Genomic DNA, 13,764 nt, shown 5'->3' with positions numbered 1-13,764 from the left:
CCGTTTCATTGCACAATACTACTTAAAATACGCGGGATATTTCTCTTTCAACTCATCCTTCTCCAGCTGAAATCTATTCAAATGCTCATGCATAACTTTTTCCGCCGCGTCTGGATCCTTTTCCTTAATTGCTGTTACTATCGCACGGTGCTGACTCAGAATAATATGCCAATCATCGTTTGCAGCAAGGCGCAGCATCCTCACCCTCTGGTAATGGGCGCTTAGTTCTTGAAGCAGCTTCCATGTTCGGAGCTTCCCACATCCAATGATGATCGTTTTGTGAAACTCGTCGTCCAGCTCAAACAAACGCTTGTAGTTTTTCTCTTCGATACAGAGCTCTTGCAAGGCAATCAAATTTTGCAGCTGCAGCACTTGTTCAGCCTTCAGCTGCTCGCATGCCAGCCTGACGATCGTACTTTCCATCGTTTCCCGTACGAATCGAGACTCCTCCACCATATCTAGATCGATATGAGAAATAAATGAACCCCGCTGGGGAATCGTTTCAATAAGCCCCTCTTGTGAAAGCTTGACGAATGCCTCCCTGATGGGTGTTCTGCTCACCTTCAGCATCTCGATTATATCTTTCTCTGAGATAAAACGGCCCGGCTCCAGTTTCAAATCCAATATATCTGCTTTTAGTTTATCGTATACAAAGTCGCGGATTGATCCTTTTGCATCACGCGACGTTTCGGATTTGAAGTTCATATCATTGTACCCCTCCTGATGGCATGGCTCTGCTATTAATAATGTACCATAGCTCGTATAAACTGCAATAAGCCAAAGCAGAACATAATATTGTATAATGATTGTATTATTGAATTGGAGGCTATACCCTATGCTGTTGCCTGATTTTGATTTTATGTCTGATTCCACGGAAGAAACGTCTACCAGATACGTCACTTTTATCGGACCCAGCTTGAAGCGTTTCGATCTTGCTATTACCTCTACAAGCCGTTTTTACGGCAAGAAGCTGATAACTGACCTGCAGTTCGGCAAAACAGCGATTATCGGCCCTGATGACCTTGAAGAGGAAGGTTATCTTGAACATACGTTTAAGCTAACAGAAGAAGAAGCGGCTGAGCTCGCTCAGTTCTTATACTTTGTTGTCGGTACGGTGCATTTTACCGATTAATAAGGGTACACTGAAATGGTAATCCAATACCATTTGAGAGGAGTCTGCTGATGGATCGATTTATTCCTGAAAATCGTCAGCCCTATACAGATGTATCGACAGTTGAATCGCAACGTAACGATCTAATTCCGGAGGAGTTTCCAGATGGACCGTACGGCTCCGATCTGCTGATGGCATTTCTAGGAAAAAGTACGCCTTGGCGAATCGATCAGCGTTCATTGGGCAACTTTAATTATGAGAATCGAGCGCTCCATGCAGGATTGCCTCGTGACTATCCCGGTGAAGATGAGTATGACCATTCGTTCCCTGAAGTACACGATGAACCATAAACAAACAAAGCCCTTGGGTAAACACGTTATATCACGTGTTTGTCCAAGGGCTTTTTTCTAAGCTTCTACATTCATTGATTTATGCAGGATTAAGTTCTAGGTCATCTTCCTCACCACGGTTAAATGCTTCACGGTCGAATTCACCTTCAGAATTCGCAACAAGCAATGCTGTAACCGTAGTACCCGTTGCATTAACAGCCGTACGACCCATATCAATTAGTGATTCAACGGCAACAACTAGTGCAATACCTTCAAGTGGAAGTCCTACTGCTGTCAGTACAACTGTTGTCGAAATGGATGCTGGTCCTGGTACGCCTGCAACACCGATCGAAGAGATCACGCTAACAAGTACGATAAGTACATAATCTGTTGCAGTAAGCGATACGCCATAAACCTGAGAGATGAATACTGCTACCACTGCTGGCCAAATGCCGCCGCAGCCGTTAAAGTTCATTGTAGCGCCAAGTGGAGCTACAAAGCTGGCGATTTTCGGTGAAACGCGAAGGCGCTTCGTAATAACTTCAAGATTGACCGGAAGCGTTGCAAAGCTGCTGCGCGTTGTGAACGCTACTGCTACCGTAGGATATGCTTTTCTGAAAAATTTCAAAGGATTAACCTTTGCAACAAAAGATACTAGACCACCAAAGACGAATACAAAATGCAAAAGTAGTGCGATATAAGTTACAAGGATTAGCATGGCAAGTGGTTCAAGTGTTTCCCATCCGTATCTTGCAGCCATAACTGCAATCAAGGCATACACGCCATACGGTGTAAAGCGAAGAACAAACTTAACAACCTGATGCATAATAACAGTTGCAGATTGAATGAACGCTTTGAATGGTTGAACGGAATCCGGATTTTTTGCTCCTACCTTAACGATTGCAACAGCAATGAATAAAGCGAAGATAAGAATTGGCACTACTTTACCTTCTGCAGCATCGTTAATCGGATTAGAAGGCACTTGATCCAAGATTACTTTGAAAAAGCTAGGCACTTCACGTGCTTCAAAGTTTTCAGGTGTTTTCATTTCGAAGCCTGCACCAGGATTAATAGCGGATGCAACTAGAAGTCCGATAATTGCTGCTACCCCTGTCGTTGCCAAAAACCAACTGATGGTCTTAACGCTAAGCTTGCGTAGAAACTCAAGATTCGTGATCGAGATAATACTGTTAATAACGAGAACAAAAACGAGTGGAATAACGATCATCTTTATTAAATTAATATAGATGGATCCAATTGTACCTACGCCCTCAGTGTCTAGTTTAAAGTTGTTAAAAATAATACCTGCAACAAGGCCAAGCCCTAGTGCGACCAATACCCTCGTTCCGAAGCTTACACGTTTTTTGGCCATAAAATAAAGACCGCCAAGTATTATTGCTGATACAACTAAACTGATCCAGTTTGTTTCGATTGCTGTCAATAAATTATTTTCCATAATACATTAATCATCCCTTCTGTCTCTACACACCTATGATAAATAGCACAAATTAACTTTTAAAATTAATCGCACTTTAATTCCGATAAGAATACTCCACTTTGCAGAAACAATATATCATCGTTGTCAAACTTATGTCAATATGATTTTTCCATACCTGCCAAATAAATATTCGAATTACTTTTTCCGAGTTGCCTTACTATAAATATGTAGAGCGCTTCCAAGTATTACTTCTCACAAAAAAGAGACGCACATCAACCTTTTGAAGCCGGTTGTTATGCGTCTCGAACTGGCGTAACCTTAGAATAACGAGTTACTCCGTAATTTGAAATTTTGGTTTTACGTTGTTGAAGTCGACGTTTTCCCCGCTAACCATGAGGCCCATGCCCCAATCAAAATGAGTATTTTCCGTCGGTTTGTCTGCAGCATCACGATATTGAAACAATACATTTCTTCTTGTTCTGTCACTGCGGTTAACATCCGATCCATGAATCGTCAAGTAATTGAAGAACAGCACGTCCCCTGCCTTCGCAGGACAAAGCGTTCCAGATGAGATTGGATATTCCTTATGATTGAGATAATGCCTTCCCACATGATTCAGCGGTCCTTCCAAATGAGAACCAGGGATCACCGCTAAGCAGCCATTTTCTGCATCGGCATCGTCAAGATGAACGCTTGCAGCCAGCATCGAATGGTTGTGGTGAGGAAAATAAGGATAATCCTGATGCATAGGAAACGCTGCTCCATTAGCAGGCGGCTTCACAAGCATTTTCGAGTGATGGAGCTGAACATTGGGACCAATTATTCCGTTCAATACGGCAACCATATTCGGATGAATGACTGCCCTTGTAAATGATGCATCATGATAATGCACATCATGGAAGCCTTTCAGAACTAGCTTCTTAAGCTGCTCAGGCGGCAAAAAATCTCCTTGCCATGCGTGGTTATGATCAGCCTGAGCCAGTGCCGCTCGCTGAATGACACGCTCAACCGCAGCTCTCATCTCCACTACCTCTTCATTGTTAAACACGCCTCTAGCTAGAAAGTATCCATTTTCTTTATAAAATTGCACATCTTCGTTAGTGATCATGTTCATTCCCCTTATCGTATAATTAGTATGAATATGGTTTAATTATAGATAGGATATAGTGCTATCGTATTTACCTGTTAACGACATTTTTTTGCATTATTACGCCATAGGAGCTGATCGTTCAAATGTATGTTTGGTCAAAAAGCGAAGAACGCTTGAATCGATATGCAAGATTACTGCAGGGGGAGAGCTTGACCATCCATGTCTATTACTGGGGAGCGGTGCCAAAGCTAGTCGCAAATGCTGTTCATAAGCATTCTTTTTTTGAGGTATGCTACGTGGCTGGAGGTACGGGTATTTATGAGGAGGGCGGAACGGCTTATCCTTTGCATGAAGGTGTGCTCTTTTGCTCGCGGCCAAATGTCCGCCATCAAATTAGAGACGTAGACCAATTGGATTTATTATATGTTGCCTACGAACTTGATGAGAAGCTTTCGAAGCCTGATGAATTCGAATATTATAATCAGTCTTTAAACAGCGGTCCTATATGGATGGAAAACCAGCATCATTCTCCTACTGCTCAAATTTGGCGATCACTGCTCATTCCAAGCGATGAAATCTTCGCTGTGCCGATTTCATTATTGAATCAACTTGCGCATGCCCTGATCCTTACCTTTCCTATCATTGTAGGCGGGAGGAACAAAAACACTGAAATCATTTTGCCCGCTTCAAATGCTGCTATTCTCATCAGCCGCGCCAAGCTTTACATACGCGATAATTTAGGCGCCAATTTGAGCCTGTCAGAGGTTGCCCGCTACATTAATGTATCCGAGCGCCATCTATCCAGACTGTTTGCGCAAAGCGTGCATGAGTCCTTCTCCATGCTCGTTAGAAACGAGCGAGTCCGAGTTGCAGAGCAGTTGCTATCGCAAACATCAACGCCGATTAAGACCATTGCTGAGCGCTGCGGATTCTCGTCTGTACATTATTTCTCTCGAACCTTTGCCGATGCCAAAGGTATTCCTCCAGCTGCCTTTCGAGAGGCAAGCCGCAGAAATACCGAAGTTGACTAGCTCCTGCCATAGATTTATAGGTCATGAATCGTTATTTCACTTCTGACCATAAACCTTGCGTTAACGCCTGCTTGACCGATACCTTTGGAAATATAGAAGGTGCCATCCTGATTGTTATGAAGGCCTTTGTAGATCCCTTTCACGGAAAGTGGACCTTTTGGCTTTAATGCAAAAAAGAACGGCACGTTCAGCTGCTTTCCATGCAGATGACCAGCCATCAAATAATGATAAGGGTGATTAATTTTCAGAACGACATTCGGATCATGCGTCATAATGACGATGGGCTTGTTGTTTTCAATTCCTCTGAACGACGGCCTGATGCGGCTATGATGAGAGCAGTCATCATCGATTCCAATAAGTTGAAAATCATCGAGCACGACATTTTCGTTGCGGAGCACTTGAATGCCATACACATGAAATAGATCAAGCAGATTCTTTAAACGCGGAAGCTCATAATCATGGTTTCCAAGCACCGCATAGACGGGTATTCCGCTATCTGAAATAGCCTTTAAGTAATAGCCTACCCGCGGAAGATAGTGTTCTTTATAGGTATAGTCGCCAGTCAGAAAAATGTAGTCAGGCTTCGCAGAAGCAATGATATTCTGAATTCGCTTTGCGCTTATGCGCAGCCTGTCTACATGCAAATCACTAATTTGCAATATGCGTTTGTTAATGCCGATTGGGTGGGTTATCTTTTCGATTTTTAGCCACTGGGTTGGGAGGATAAAGAACAGGTACAAGAGAAGCACGGATATTGAGAGCGTTATTATAATAGCCAAATATGTCCTCCTAATCACTGAAACAATGTCTGAATTAATCTATCCCATAACAGTATAGTAAAGTTTCGTCTATAAAGCTACTTGCAGCTGATTGCCTAGCAAACGGCTGAACAGTCCTTTCTTGTCCTCGGCGAGCATCATGAAATGGCCTGTTTGTACGATTTTCCCATTTTCTAATACAATAACCTGATCTGCATTCCGAATGGTCGATAGTCGATGAGCCACCACGATAACGGTCATTTTCCCCTTTAGTCGCTCAATGGCTTCTTGAATTTTCGTTTCGTTTAAGCTGTCCAGTGCGCTCGTAGCCTCGTCTAATATAAGAATTGATGGCTGCCTGAGTATAGCTCTAGCTAAAACAAGTCTCTGGCGCTCCCCGCCCGATAACCGAATACCCCGATCACCGATAATCGTATCTATTCCTTGTGGGAGTTTTCGAACAAATTCAGCTGCAGATGAGAACTCCAACGCTTCCCATATTTGCTCTTCCGTTGCATTAGGATCGATTAGTATCAAATTGTCTCTAATTGTACCATGGAAAAGAAATGGTTCCTGCGGGACATAACTGATGGATCTTCTTAATGATAATAAATCTTCATCCGTAAGCGTCTTCCCGTCAATGAGCACAGAACCTTGATCAGGCTTCATAAGCCCCATCATCAAATCAATTAAGGTGCTCTTTCCAGCGCCTGATTGTCCAACAATTGCTGTCATGCCATTAGCAGGGATGCGCAAATTAATAGCTTCCAGCGTAAACTCTGGCTGCTGCTGATCATAGCGGAAATAGACTTGGCGGCATTCGAGCTGATGGTTGAGCTTAAGTGGCAGGATAAAATCTCCGCCCAAGCTCTCGGCTTCCTGCAGTTCCCTGTGGCTTAAACATTGTTCTTGAAGTTCCATCAACGTTTTGAAGGCAGGCAGAGCTGAAGCTATTTGCTCAATATTTGATTGGATTCCTGTAAAACGCGGCCATAATCGCGAGAAAATGACCATGATCAGCAATAAATAGCCCCCTTGGCTCTGAAACAGCATCACCGAACCAAATACAAAACCGGCGATCATGATAGCCGAGAACAGCTTGTAAAAAAGCTGCGAGTTGCTTCGCACTTTTGAGCTTTCATACCTTTCCTGCGCAATCTTCTCCGACCAGCCGAGCAGCCAGCGATAACGTGAGGCTTCGAGCAAATTGCTTTTAATATCCTTCATCCCATTAAAATGATCGGTGATGCCGGCCATATAGCTTTGAGCTAGCTCCGTTGTTGCGGCTCCAATCATCCTGGATTGCTTGATAAATCTTCTGGAGAGAAACGCAATAACTAATCCGCAACCCAGAACAAACAATGTCATTTTGACAGAAACAAACAAAGCAATTCCAACTTGAATAACCGTAAATACAGAGGACGCGATAAGTTGAAGAGAAAGAAAAGCGCCGTTAGTCACACGTCCCAGCTCGCCTGTCAACGAATTGATAAGATCCGTCTTTCTCTTCTTTAAAAATAACCCCCAATTCGCTTGCAGAAGCGCTCGGTAAAGCTCCAAACGTATATTATTCACAAAACCTGTATGTATCCGAATTTCCCTAAGACTTAAATTACGTCCGATTATTCCCTGTAAAGCAACAAGCCCAACATAAAATAATAAGATAATGAAAAGAGCTCTCTCTTTCGGAAGCTCTTGCAGTGACGACAGCCATGCAATATCGGGGAATGATGACAGCGGAATATTGACGATACCGATAACGCTAAGCAAAGGCGCTAACAGCAATATACTTGCTCCGTCAAGTAATCCGACAAGCATCATCCCGAAGAGATTCAAGTAAAGCACCTTGCCGCCGTATGCATGCAGTTTTTTGGAGAAATACATGAGATGATTCATCGCTTCATCACTTTCCGTAACTAATAATAGGTTGCTTGGGCAAACATGCCCGTGACCGTAAACCGATGCATTTCTTCGGCTCCGCTTACATAGAAGGAACCGCTTCGCAGCCAAGCATGCGCGATCAGTTTACCCACTTCGTCCTTTGTCGTTCCTAAGTACAGCGTACTGCTTATACCCCGCCTTTTCAGCATTTGCATGCCTGTCATGGCTCGGGCAAGACATTTGCTATCCCAAGGAGTATGTCTGCTGGCCAAATGGATAACAGTCCTAATATCAACCAAGATTTCTCTGTGCTCCGCCGATGATTCAGTCACGGTCTCTTTCATATATTCCCCTAGCGAAGGAGCTATTTTGCCAAATGGCTGATAACGTATGCGAAGTCGTGCCAAGCCCAGTAAAAGGGTCGCTTCTATTAATAAAAGTATCGTCTTGAAATCCAGTGAGAGCAGCACTTTCAATCTCATCAGCTTTCCCATCATATCACCGCTTAACTAAGCTTTAATATGAACGAGTCGTTCTTCCAGCAGATGGGACAAAAAGGAGAGCACCTGCTCCTCGCACACTTCTTTAGCTACTTCAAATTGCTCCAGCAATGCCTCTACGACAACTGAAATCACGACAGGCTCTTTTATCAAATCCCAAATTTGGCTTCCCATCATTCCGAGATTATAATATTTGCCGTTCTCTATGCTCAAAATCACTTTTTCCCCACCCATATCGCTAACGATGTTGTTGCTGTCTTGTACAATGAGTTGCTCCAATAATAAAGTATGAATGGTAATCGCTTGGCTCTTTGTCATCTTCTAATCCCCCGTAGAAATCGTATTTATAATGAGATCGACCAGCTCCGGTGCCGTAAAACCCGACGTCGGTCTCTGCAGCTGATACATATGCAAATCCATCGCAAGGGCGGCTGAGCGTTTAAAATGCCAACGCGTTAAATCAAGCTTTTGTACCAAAAATTGCCGATATGTATGCTGAAACAGAATATCCAGACGAGCAAGCTTTGGAATAGAACAAATACTCACCTGCGTTAAATCGGTCTTTGTAAGCTCAAACACCCCTGCAAGTGGCAAAGCCATAGAGCAAAAGTCGGCTTCGACAGGAATGCAAAATTTAGTTTCTCTGCCATAAATCGTCCTGAGCTTATCGTTGCTAAGCCCAAAAGCATCCAAGCTTTGCTGCCACAGCTTCTGCTGGGGATACGCTGGAATAACAAGCGGTACAGGATCTGCTGCAGACTGCGAAACGGCAATAACATCATCGCTTAAAAGCTCGTAGCCTTTTTTAATGAAGGCGGATGCCAGCGTTGATTTACCTGCACCTGAGTGGCCAACGAATGCGTATGCTTTGCCATCAATTGCAATGGCACTGCCGTGGAGAGGATAAATGCCGCGCTGCAACAGCAAGGCACCAATACAGGTTCCGAGCACGTAGAGCCGAATCAAATCCTCGTCTGCGCCTTCATTGGGAGCAAGGATAATTCTGTCGCCGTTTTCAATCCGAAAAATTCCCGCATCCGGCATGTTTACGGTTACGATCTGATTCTCAACAACAAAGTCATAAGGCACTAAATCCTTTTTCTTCGATAGAGAACAGTCGATTACGATCTGAATATCGATATACTCGCTTTCTCCAGAAATACAGGACAGCTCCGGCAGCGCAAGCTCGCTAGCTATCGTTAGACCAAATGCTTTGTACACCATCTTAGTTTCTGTTAGTAACAATGTCCTCACTCCGTCAATTCCTTGATAATAGCTAGAAAGCCCATATACACCAAATGTATAAGGGCTTTCTTTTTCATAACATTCATAATGCCTTAGCTAGTGAAACGAGGATCTTCGGAATATTCACCCGGCACGTATGCCTCATCAGTATAAGGACCGGTTTTAGTGGAAGCCGCGGTCATATGTACATGAAGGACTTCTAGTTCAGGTTTGTTCCATTGTTTTTTCACTTGCATTGATTGTCACCTCCCTTCAAATCATTTTTTTAAGAAATCGATAAACAATTAGGGTTCGCATAAGCAATCTAAAGTTCGGATCAATGGCATGCATTGGCTGAGCGCCTTTCAGTAAATGTGAAAGCGATGTTCGCAGAACTCTGACGTCTACGAACGTCATGAACGCTCGATCCTCGCTCATTTGTCGCAGCTCATCGGTGAACGCTTGCCACTTCGGTAGCATACGATGTACCCAATCTGCCCCTTGTACTCCTCTAGTACGCTGGTTTAGCCTTACCTGATCGGGTAAAAGCTTATCGGTTGCACGCCTAACCAGCGCGCGATCCATTCCGTTCTGAACGTATTGACTCTCCGGAAGAGACAAACAAAACCGAATCACCCTTATATCATTGGTCGGATCGCGTTTCCATAAAGAGTGTCTTAATGAAAGCTTTGTCGATAATGTATTGCCGGCATTCCAATGAAAGACTTCGTCAAAATGGCTTCTTCTTTCTTCGTATACATTTTTGGCTGCAAACCATCCCGTTCCATCAAAACCGTGCTCTCTAAGGCGATGAAACACATCCGTTCGTTTAGCGAACTCAGGATCAATAATAGTCGGATAATGATATAACTCTCTATGAGGTCGAAGCTGCTCAATGATCGGAAATGCGGCACGGCGGACGTTTGAAAATACATGCGCGCGACCTGAACCAATATTCAAACTGTACTGACGCATTTCGCGAAGCAGCTTGATCCATTTCATTTTTTTCAACAGTGTTGCGTAATAAGGAATGGCGGCTCCCCATGAAATAGATAAATTCCCTCTGCCCCCATTAAGCAGTACGCCCACGCCCTGCTCCTCGGCCTTCTCGAACATCCCTTTCATCCAGAAAGAGTTCTCAAAAAACTTGTAGGGCATTTCCATAATCTCTAGAAAATCGTCAATCTCGGAATAAGAGTCTCTCCCATGAAAATCCAGATAGTGATCCTCAATACCCCCAACGTACTTAACTGTTGACTCAATATAGGGTCTTTCATTTGGTATCATGTTTTTTGATGTGTAATCAACGAAATCACTTGTTGGTACAAAGCTAAACGTATGCAGCTTTTTATTATTCGGAAGTAATGCCTTTGATGCGAAACTTACGATAGCTCCAGAGTCTAAACCTCCACTAAGTTGTGCCCCGACATGCCGATATGTCCTTAGTCTTGAAGCCACAGCTTGCTGAAACACATCTTGGAACGCTTCAACATATTCATTATTCGATTTGAAACGAATGCGCTCATCAGCTTTAAGCTGGTGATATCTTTCAAGTGTGATTCGCTCTGCTTTTATTGTAATTGTATGAGAGGGGGGAAGCTGCTCGATATTTCTATATGCCGTTTGTGAAGCATCCGCAACGTCTACCATCCCGGAAATTGCTAGAAACTCGGCAAGCCATTGCTCATTTAACATTCTTTTATTTCCAGATAATGAAAGGAGTGGCTCAATCGTCGTGCAAAAGGCGAACCGTTCAGCATTCCGATGATAATACAAAGTGCGACCGCCAGAGAAATCTCTTGCACCAAACAGCTGACGATTTCTTCGATCCCAGATTATAAATGCAAAATCGCCTACCAAATATTTAGGAGTTTCATTGCCCCACTTATCATAAGCGAGCAGAATCAACTCACTATCCGACATTCGCCCTCTTAACTGGTGTTCTACCAGCAGTTGGTTAAACAACTCTTCACGGTTATCAATAATAGCATCTGCGGTTATGACAAGGTCTCTTTTGGAATCAAAATAAGGGTTGCGCTCGCCAATTGACTCTGGTGTAATCCACTGGTTATGGCAGCCTAGAAAAATATCATCCTCATGCCAAGCCTGTGCTGTATCACAAGGATAATGAGATAAAGCTTCCATCAATCCGCTGCCTTGCTTACAAGCATTACTTCCTTTGTCAGTTTGTAAAACTCCTGCGATAGCGCTCATTATTTCCTCCGTTGGGACATCAAATACCGTTCTACATAATGAACAATATTCAAAATCATTTATTCACCAATCAGTTCTTAATAAAGAACATAACTGCATATTACATCGTAATTTCGCCTTTGTCAACAACTCCGAAACGTTTTTCGCAAAATATTCAATGTTTTTTGTTCTTTATAAAAAACAACAGACCAAAATACCCACTTATTGTTAATAATAAACGGTTTCTATTTTCTGTATAAAAATTAATGTGAGTTATAACATACAAGCTTTCGCAATTAAGAATTATTCGTTATAATAGAAATTGTCTACAACGATGTGATAACGGAGGAGTTTGTTATGATCGGAGAACGCATTCAAATGCTGCGCAAGAGAAAAGGCCTATCTCTCACTGAGTTGTCTCAACGAGCGGGCGTCGCAAAATCTTACTTAAGCTCCATTGAACGAGGGCTCCAGCAAAATCCTTCGATTCAATTTCTCGAAAAGGTAGGCACCGTCTTGAATGTAACGGTTGAAGAGTTTCTCAATAACGACGAAAAAACTGATCGCAAGCCTGACCATTTAGACACTGAATGGGCTGAGTTAGTAAGAGAAGCCATGGCATCTGGCGTGAGCAAGGATCAGTTTAAAGAGTTTTTAGAATTTAATAAATGGAAAATTAAGCGCGAGTAGCGCTTTTTTTTACTTTTATATGGCAGTTTCTTGGATATCGTCTTTCTTGCTTTCCTCAAGGCATAGCAATACCTTTCGCACATCTTCCTTGCTAAACCCCAAAGAACGTGCATTCATGATTAATGCTACCCACTCCATATCCAAGTCCTGATTGTCTTCTGATTTTACAAGTACCATTTTCCCATGTCCCCCATTCATTTTGGGACGGTTGCACCACTGACTCCATGCGTTTAAGGTGCCCAGATACTAAACGCATTTCAACGTCTCCCTATGCTTGTCATTCGTTTATATGTATTATAGACCATTAAAAATGCGCATGCTGTCGCTTCATGTCTCACAAATATGATAGATAAATACAATTTTTGTCGAATTTCTTTAATCATTGTTAAATATAGAAAGATCGAACTAATACTTGATTTACCTTCAAGCACTCGAACCAGAGGGGAAAATACGAACATAAGTAGTAATTCCGTTTATCAAAAATTTGGGAAGAGTTCTGTTATCGGATTGAAAATTGAATTTTTGACATGATACGATTAAGCTTCCATGCAAAATAATGACTTTTTTTAATATGATGGCCATCAACTGCGATTAACCATTGATGATCATTAAGTTTTATTTGATCAATATGGTGCATTCCATCTTTTCTCCAATCGTTATCCATATTTGAGCCTTCAAGAACTGTATTCACTTTCTCCTCTTCGAAATGTTCCTCTGACAGCTTGGTTATTTTGAACAAACTCACCGAATGTCCATAGTACGGCAGACCTTCTTGCGTATATCTGTAAATAAGATCGTCATCTACAATTATTCTGCCTCCAGGTCTAGTTATATGGATATTATTTCGAATAAGCGGACTTTGCTTATGCTCCGTCCAATTCTCTTGAAGATTGTTCGCATAAAACAGATGCAATTGCCCATCTGTTGCAGCAAACATCCACCACTTGTCTTTGTATTGAAATATGGATGGATCTACGTATTTACCGCTTAATAGCTCCTGGGCAATCTCCCATTGATAAGGAAAGTTTTTGGCTTTATACAAAAGAACCTTATTAGCGCCAATAGATTCTGGTATCATATAAAATTCATTTTGAAATTTAAACACTTGAGGATAAGATAAATGAAATTTCTCAGTTAAAATTATTTTTTGATAGCTCCAATTCTCACCATCTCCGCTAGTCGCTAAGCCTATTTCCCCTTTTTCTGTAACCTTATTGTAAATTTCAAAAAACAAGTAGTAGTCCGACCCTTCAATGAATAGAAATGGATCCGCAACAAGTTCAGCAATGACATCAGTTATGTCCGAAGCCTGCAAGGTTGGTTTAATAAAGATACTATCATTAGGGACTTCATGAATAAAAGTATTATGGCTAAATACCCTGATAGACCACAAAAATGAATCCATTTTTTTGTTGTATCTCATATTAATTAATAGCAACATTGCAATAAGAATAGCTATAATTAAAATAATCTCCACTCTACATACCCCTTTATGTTCTTATAAAGACATCCACGCAAT

The 13,764-nt window shown here is 42.2% G+C and carries 16 protein-coding genes and 1 riboswitch; of the genes, 4 read left to right on the top strand and 12 right to left on the bottom strand.

From position 1 onward, the window contains the following. Positions 1 to 18: 18 nt before the first annotated feature. The gene (locus AC787_RS29525; RefSeq protein WP_054028537.1) at positions 19 to 705 is read right to left on the bottom strand and encodes a GntR family transcriptional regulator; all 687 of its coding nucleotides are present in this window, start codon (positions 703 to 705) and stop codon (positions 19 to 21) included. A 130-nt stretch (positions 706 to 835) separates the two neighbouring features. On the opposite strand from AC787_RS29525, the gene AC787_RS29520 reads away from it, so the two are divergent. Both AC787_RS29520 and AC787_RS29515 read left to right on the top strand, forming a co-directional pair. Beyond that, complete coding sequence (locus AC787_RS29520) at positions 836 to 1,132, top strand: DUF3055 domain-containing protein (RefSeq protein WP_179089790.1); 297 nt, start codon at positions 836 to 838, stop codon at positions 1,130 to 1,132. A gap of 50 nt (positions 1,133 to 1,182) precedes the next feature. Further along, on the top strand, positions 1,183 to 1,461 hold the full coding sequence (locus tag AC787_RS29515) for a hypothetical protein (protein ID WP_054028536.1): 279 nt from the start codon (positions 1,183 to 1,185) through the stop codon (positions 1,459 to 1,461). A gap of 79 nt (positions 1,462 to 1,540) precedes the next feature. Here AC787_RS29515 and AC787_RS29510 read toward each other — a convergent pair whose 3' ends face one another. Beyond that, entirely contained in the window at positions 1,541 to 2,896 is a 1,356-nt protein-coding gene (locus AC787_RS29510) for a dicarboxylate/amino acid:cation symporter (RefSeq protein WP_054028535.1), read from the bottom strand. Between the two features lie 313 nt (positions 2,897 to 3,209). After that, entirely contained in the window at positions 3,210 to 3,986 is a 777-nt protein-coding gene (locus tag AC787_RS29505) for a phytanoyl-CoA dioxygenase family protein (protein ID WP_054028534.1), read from the bottom strand. Positions 3,987 to 4,111: 125 nt separating this feature from the next. Between AC787_RS29505 and AC787_RS29500 the strand changes: the two genes are divergently transcribed. Beyond that, positions 4,112 to 4,999, top strand: a complete 888-nt coding sequence (locus AC787_RS29500) for an AraC family transcriptional regulator (RefSeq protein WP_054028533.1) — start codon at positions 4,112 to 4,114, stop codon at positions 4,997 to 4,999. A gap of 14 nt (positions 5,000 to 5,013) precedes the next feature. Here the strand turns inward: AC787_RS29500 and AC787_RS29495 are convergent, their stop codons facing one another. From AC787_RS29495 to AC787_RS29470, 7 genes are all read right to left on the bottom strand, one after another. Continuing rightward, entirely contained in the window at positions 5,014 to 5,778 is a 765-nt protein-coding gene (locus AC787_RS29495; protein ID WP_054028532.1) for a metallophosphoesterase, read from the bottom strand. 69 nt (positions 5,779 to 5,847) lie between these two features. Then, on the bottom strand, positions 5,848 to 7,653 hold the full coding sequence (locus AC787_RS29490) for an ABC transporter ATP-binding protein (RefSeq protein ID WP_054028531.1): 1,806 nt from the start codon (positions 7,651 to 7,653) through the stop codon (positions 5,848 to 5,850). Between the two features lie 20 nt (positions 7,654 to 7,673). Next, entirely contained in the window at positions 7,674 to 8,132 is a 459-nt protein-coding gene (locus AC787_RS29485; protein ID WP_054028530.1) for a lasso peptide biosynthesis B2 protein, read from the bottom strand. Positions 8,133 to 8,147: 15 nt separating this feature from the next. Further along, on the bottom strand, positions 8,148 to 8,456 hold the full coding sequence (locus AC787_RS29480; protein WP_054028529.1) for a lasso peptide biosynthesis PqqD family chaperone: 309 nt from the start codon (positions 8,454 to 8,456) through the stop codon (positions 8,148 to 8,150). A 3-nt stretch (positions 8,457 to 8,459) separates the two neighbouring features. Further along, on the bottom strand, positions 8,460 to 9,392 hold the full coding sequence (locus AC787_RS29475; protein WP_321166185.1) for an aldolase: 933 nt from the start codon (positions 9,390 to 9,392) through the stop codon (positions 8,460 to 8,462). A gap of 83 nt (positions 9,393 to 9,475) precedes the next feature. Beyond that, the gene (locus AC787_RS33920; RefSeq protein WP_235561156.1) at positions 9,476 to 9,619 is read right to left on the bottom strand and encodes a paeninodin family lasso peptide; all 144 of its coding nucleotides are present in this window, start codon (positions 9,617 to 9,619) and stop codon (positions 9,476 to 9,478) included. A gap of 16 nt (positions 9,620 to 9,635) precedes the next feature. Further along, entirely contained in the window at positions 9,636 to 11,576 is a 1,941-nt protein-coding gene (locus tag AC787_RS29470) for a lasso peptide isopeptide bond-forming cyclase (protein ID WP_054028527.1), read from the bottom strand. A gap of 336 nt (positions 11,577 to 11,912) precedes the next feature. On the opposite strand from AC787_RS29470, the gene AC787_RS29465 reads away from it, so the two are divergent. Then, on the top strand, positions 11,913 to 12,245 hold the full coding sequence (locus tag AC787_RS29465) for a helix-turn-helix domain-containing protein (protein WP_054028526.1): 333 nt from the start codon (positions 11,913 to 11,915) through the stop codon (positions 12,243 to 12,245). Positions 12,246 to 12,260: 15 nt separating this feature from the next. On the opposite strand, the gene AC787_RS33915 is transcribed toward AC787_RS29465, so the two are convergent. Continuing rightward, positions 12,261 to 12,422, bottom strand: a complete 162-nt coding sequence (locus tag AC787_RS33915; RefSeq protein ID WP_152970801.1) for an anti-repressor SinI family protein — start codon at positions 12,420 to 12,422, stop codon at positions 12,261 to 12,263. An 18-nt stretch (positions 12,423 to 12,440) separates the two neighbouring features. After that, a riboswitch (cyclic di-GMP riboswitch) is annotated at positions 12,441 to 12,522 on the bottom strand. A 222-nt stretch (positions 12,523 to 12,744) separates the two neighbouring features. Continuing rightward, positions 12,745 to 13,722: a family 43 glycosylhydrolase gene (locus AC787_RS29460; RefSeq protein WP_054028525.1), complete on the bottom strand. Its 978-nt coding sequence runs from the start codon at positions 13,720 to 13,722 to the stop codon at positions 12,745 to 12,747. Between the last annotated feature and the right edge of the window lie 42 nt (positions 13,723 to 13,764).

Origin of the sequence: Bacillus sp. FJAT-28004 (assembly GCF_001280845.1) — a bacterium.
Taxonomy (GTDB): domain Bacteria; phylum Bacillota; class Bacilli; order Paenibacillales; family Paenibacillaceae; genus Pristimantibacillus.
The sequence above is the reverse complement of the archived record's forward strand: the minus strand, read 5'-3'. Positions and strand labels throughout refer to the sequence as shown.

Excerpts from the sequence above, each read along its gene's own strand:
- AC787_RS29525 (WP_054028537.1), bottom strand. The coding sequence starts at position 705 with ATGAACTTCAAATCCGAAACGTCGCGTGATGCAAAAGGATCAATCCGC.
- AC787_RS29520 (WP_179089790.1), top strand. The coding sequence starts at position 836 with ATGCTGTTGCCTGATTTTGATTTTATGTCTGATTCCACGGAAGAAACG.
- AC787_RS29515 (WP_054028536.1), top strand. The coding sequence starts at position 1,183 with ATGGATCGATTTATTCCTGAAAATCGTCAGCCCTATACAGATGTATCG.
- AC787_RS29510 (WP_054028535.1), bottom strand. The coding sequence starts at position 2,896 with ATGGAAAATAATTTATTGACAGCAATCGAAACAAACTGGATCAGTTTA.
- AC787_RS29505 (WP_054028534.1), bottom strand. The coding sequence starts at position 3,986 with ATGATCACTAACGAAGATGTGCAATTTTATAAAGAAAATGGATACTTT.
- AC787_RS29500 (WP_054028533.1), top strand. The coding sequence starts at position 4,112 with ATGTATGTTTGGTCAAAAAGCGAAGAACGCTTGAATCGATATGCAAGA.
- AC787_RS29490 (WP_054028531.1), bottom strand. The coding sequence starts at position 7,653 with ATGAATCATCTCATGTATTTCTCCAAAAAACTGCATGCATACGGCGGC.
- AC787_RS29485 (WP_054028530.1), bottom strand. The coding sequence starts at position 8,132 with ATGGGAAAGCTGATGAGATTGAAAGTGCTGCTCTCACTGGATTTCAAG.
- AC787_RS29480 (WP_054028529.1), bottom strand. The coding sequence starts at position 8,456 with ATGACAAAGAGCCAAGCGATTACCATTCATACTTTATTATTGGAGCAA.
- AC787_RS33920 (WP_235561156.1), bottom strand. The coding sequence starts at position 9,619 with ATGCAAGTGAAAAAACAATGGAACAAACCTGAACTAGAAGTCCTTCAT.
- AC787_RS29470 (WP_054028527.1), bottom strand. The coding sequence starts at position 11,576 with ATGAGCGCTATCGCAGGAGTTTTACAAACTGACAAAGGAAGTAATGCT.
- AC787_RS29465 (WP_054028526.1), top strand. The coding sequence starts at position 11,913 with ATGATCGGAGAACGCATTCAAATGCTGCGCAAGAGAAAAGGCCTATCT.
- AC787_RS33915 (WP_152970801.1), bottom strand. The coding sequence starts at position 12,422 with ATGGTACTTGTAAAATCAGAAGACAATCAGGACTTGGATATGGAGTGG.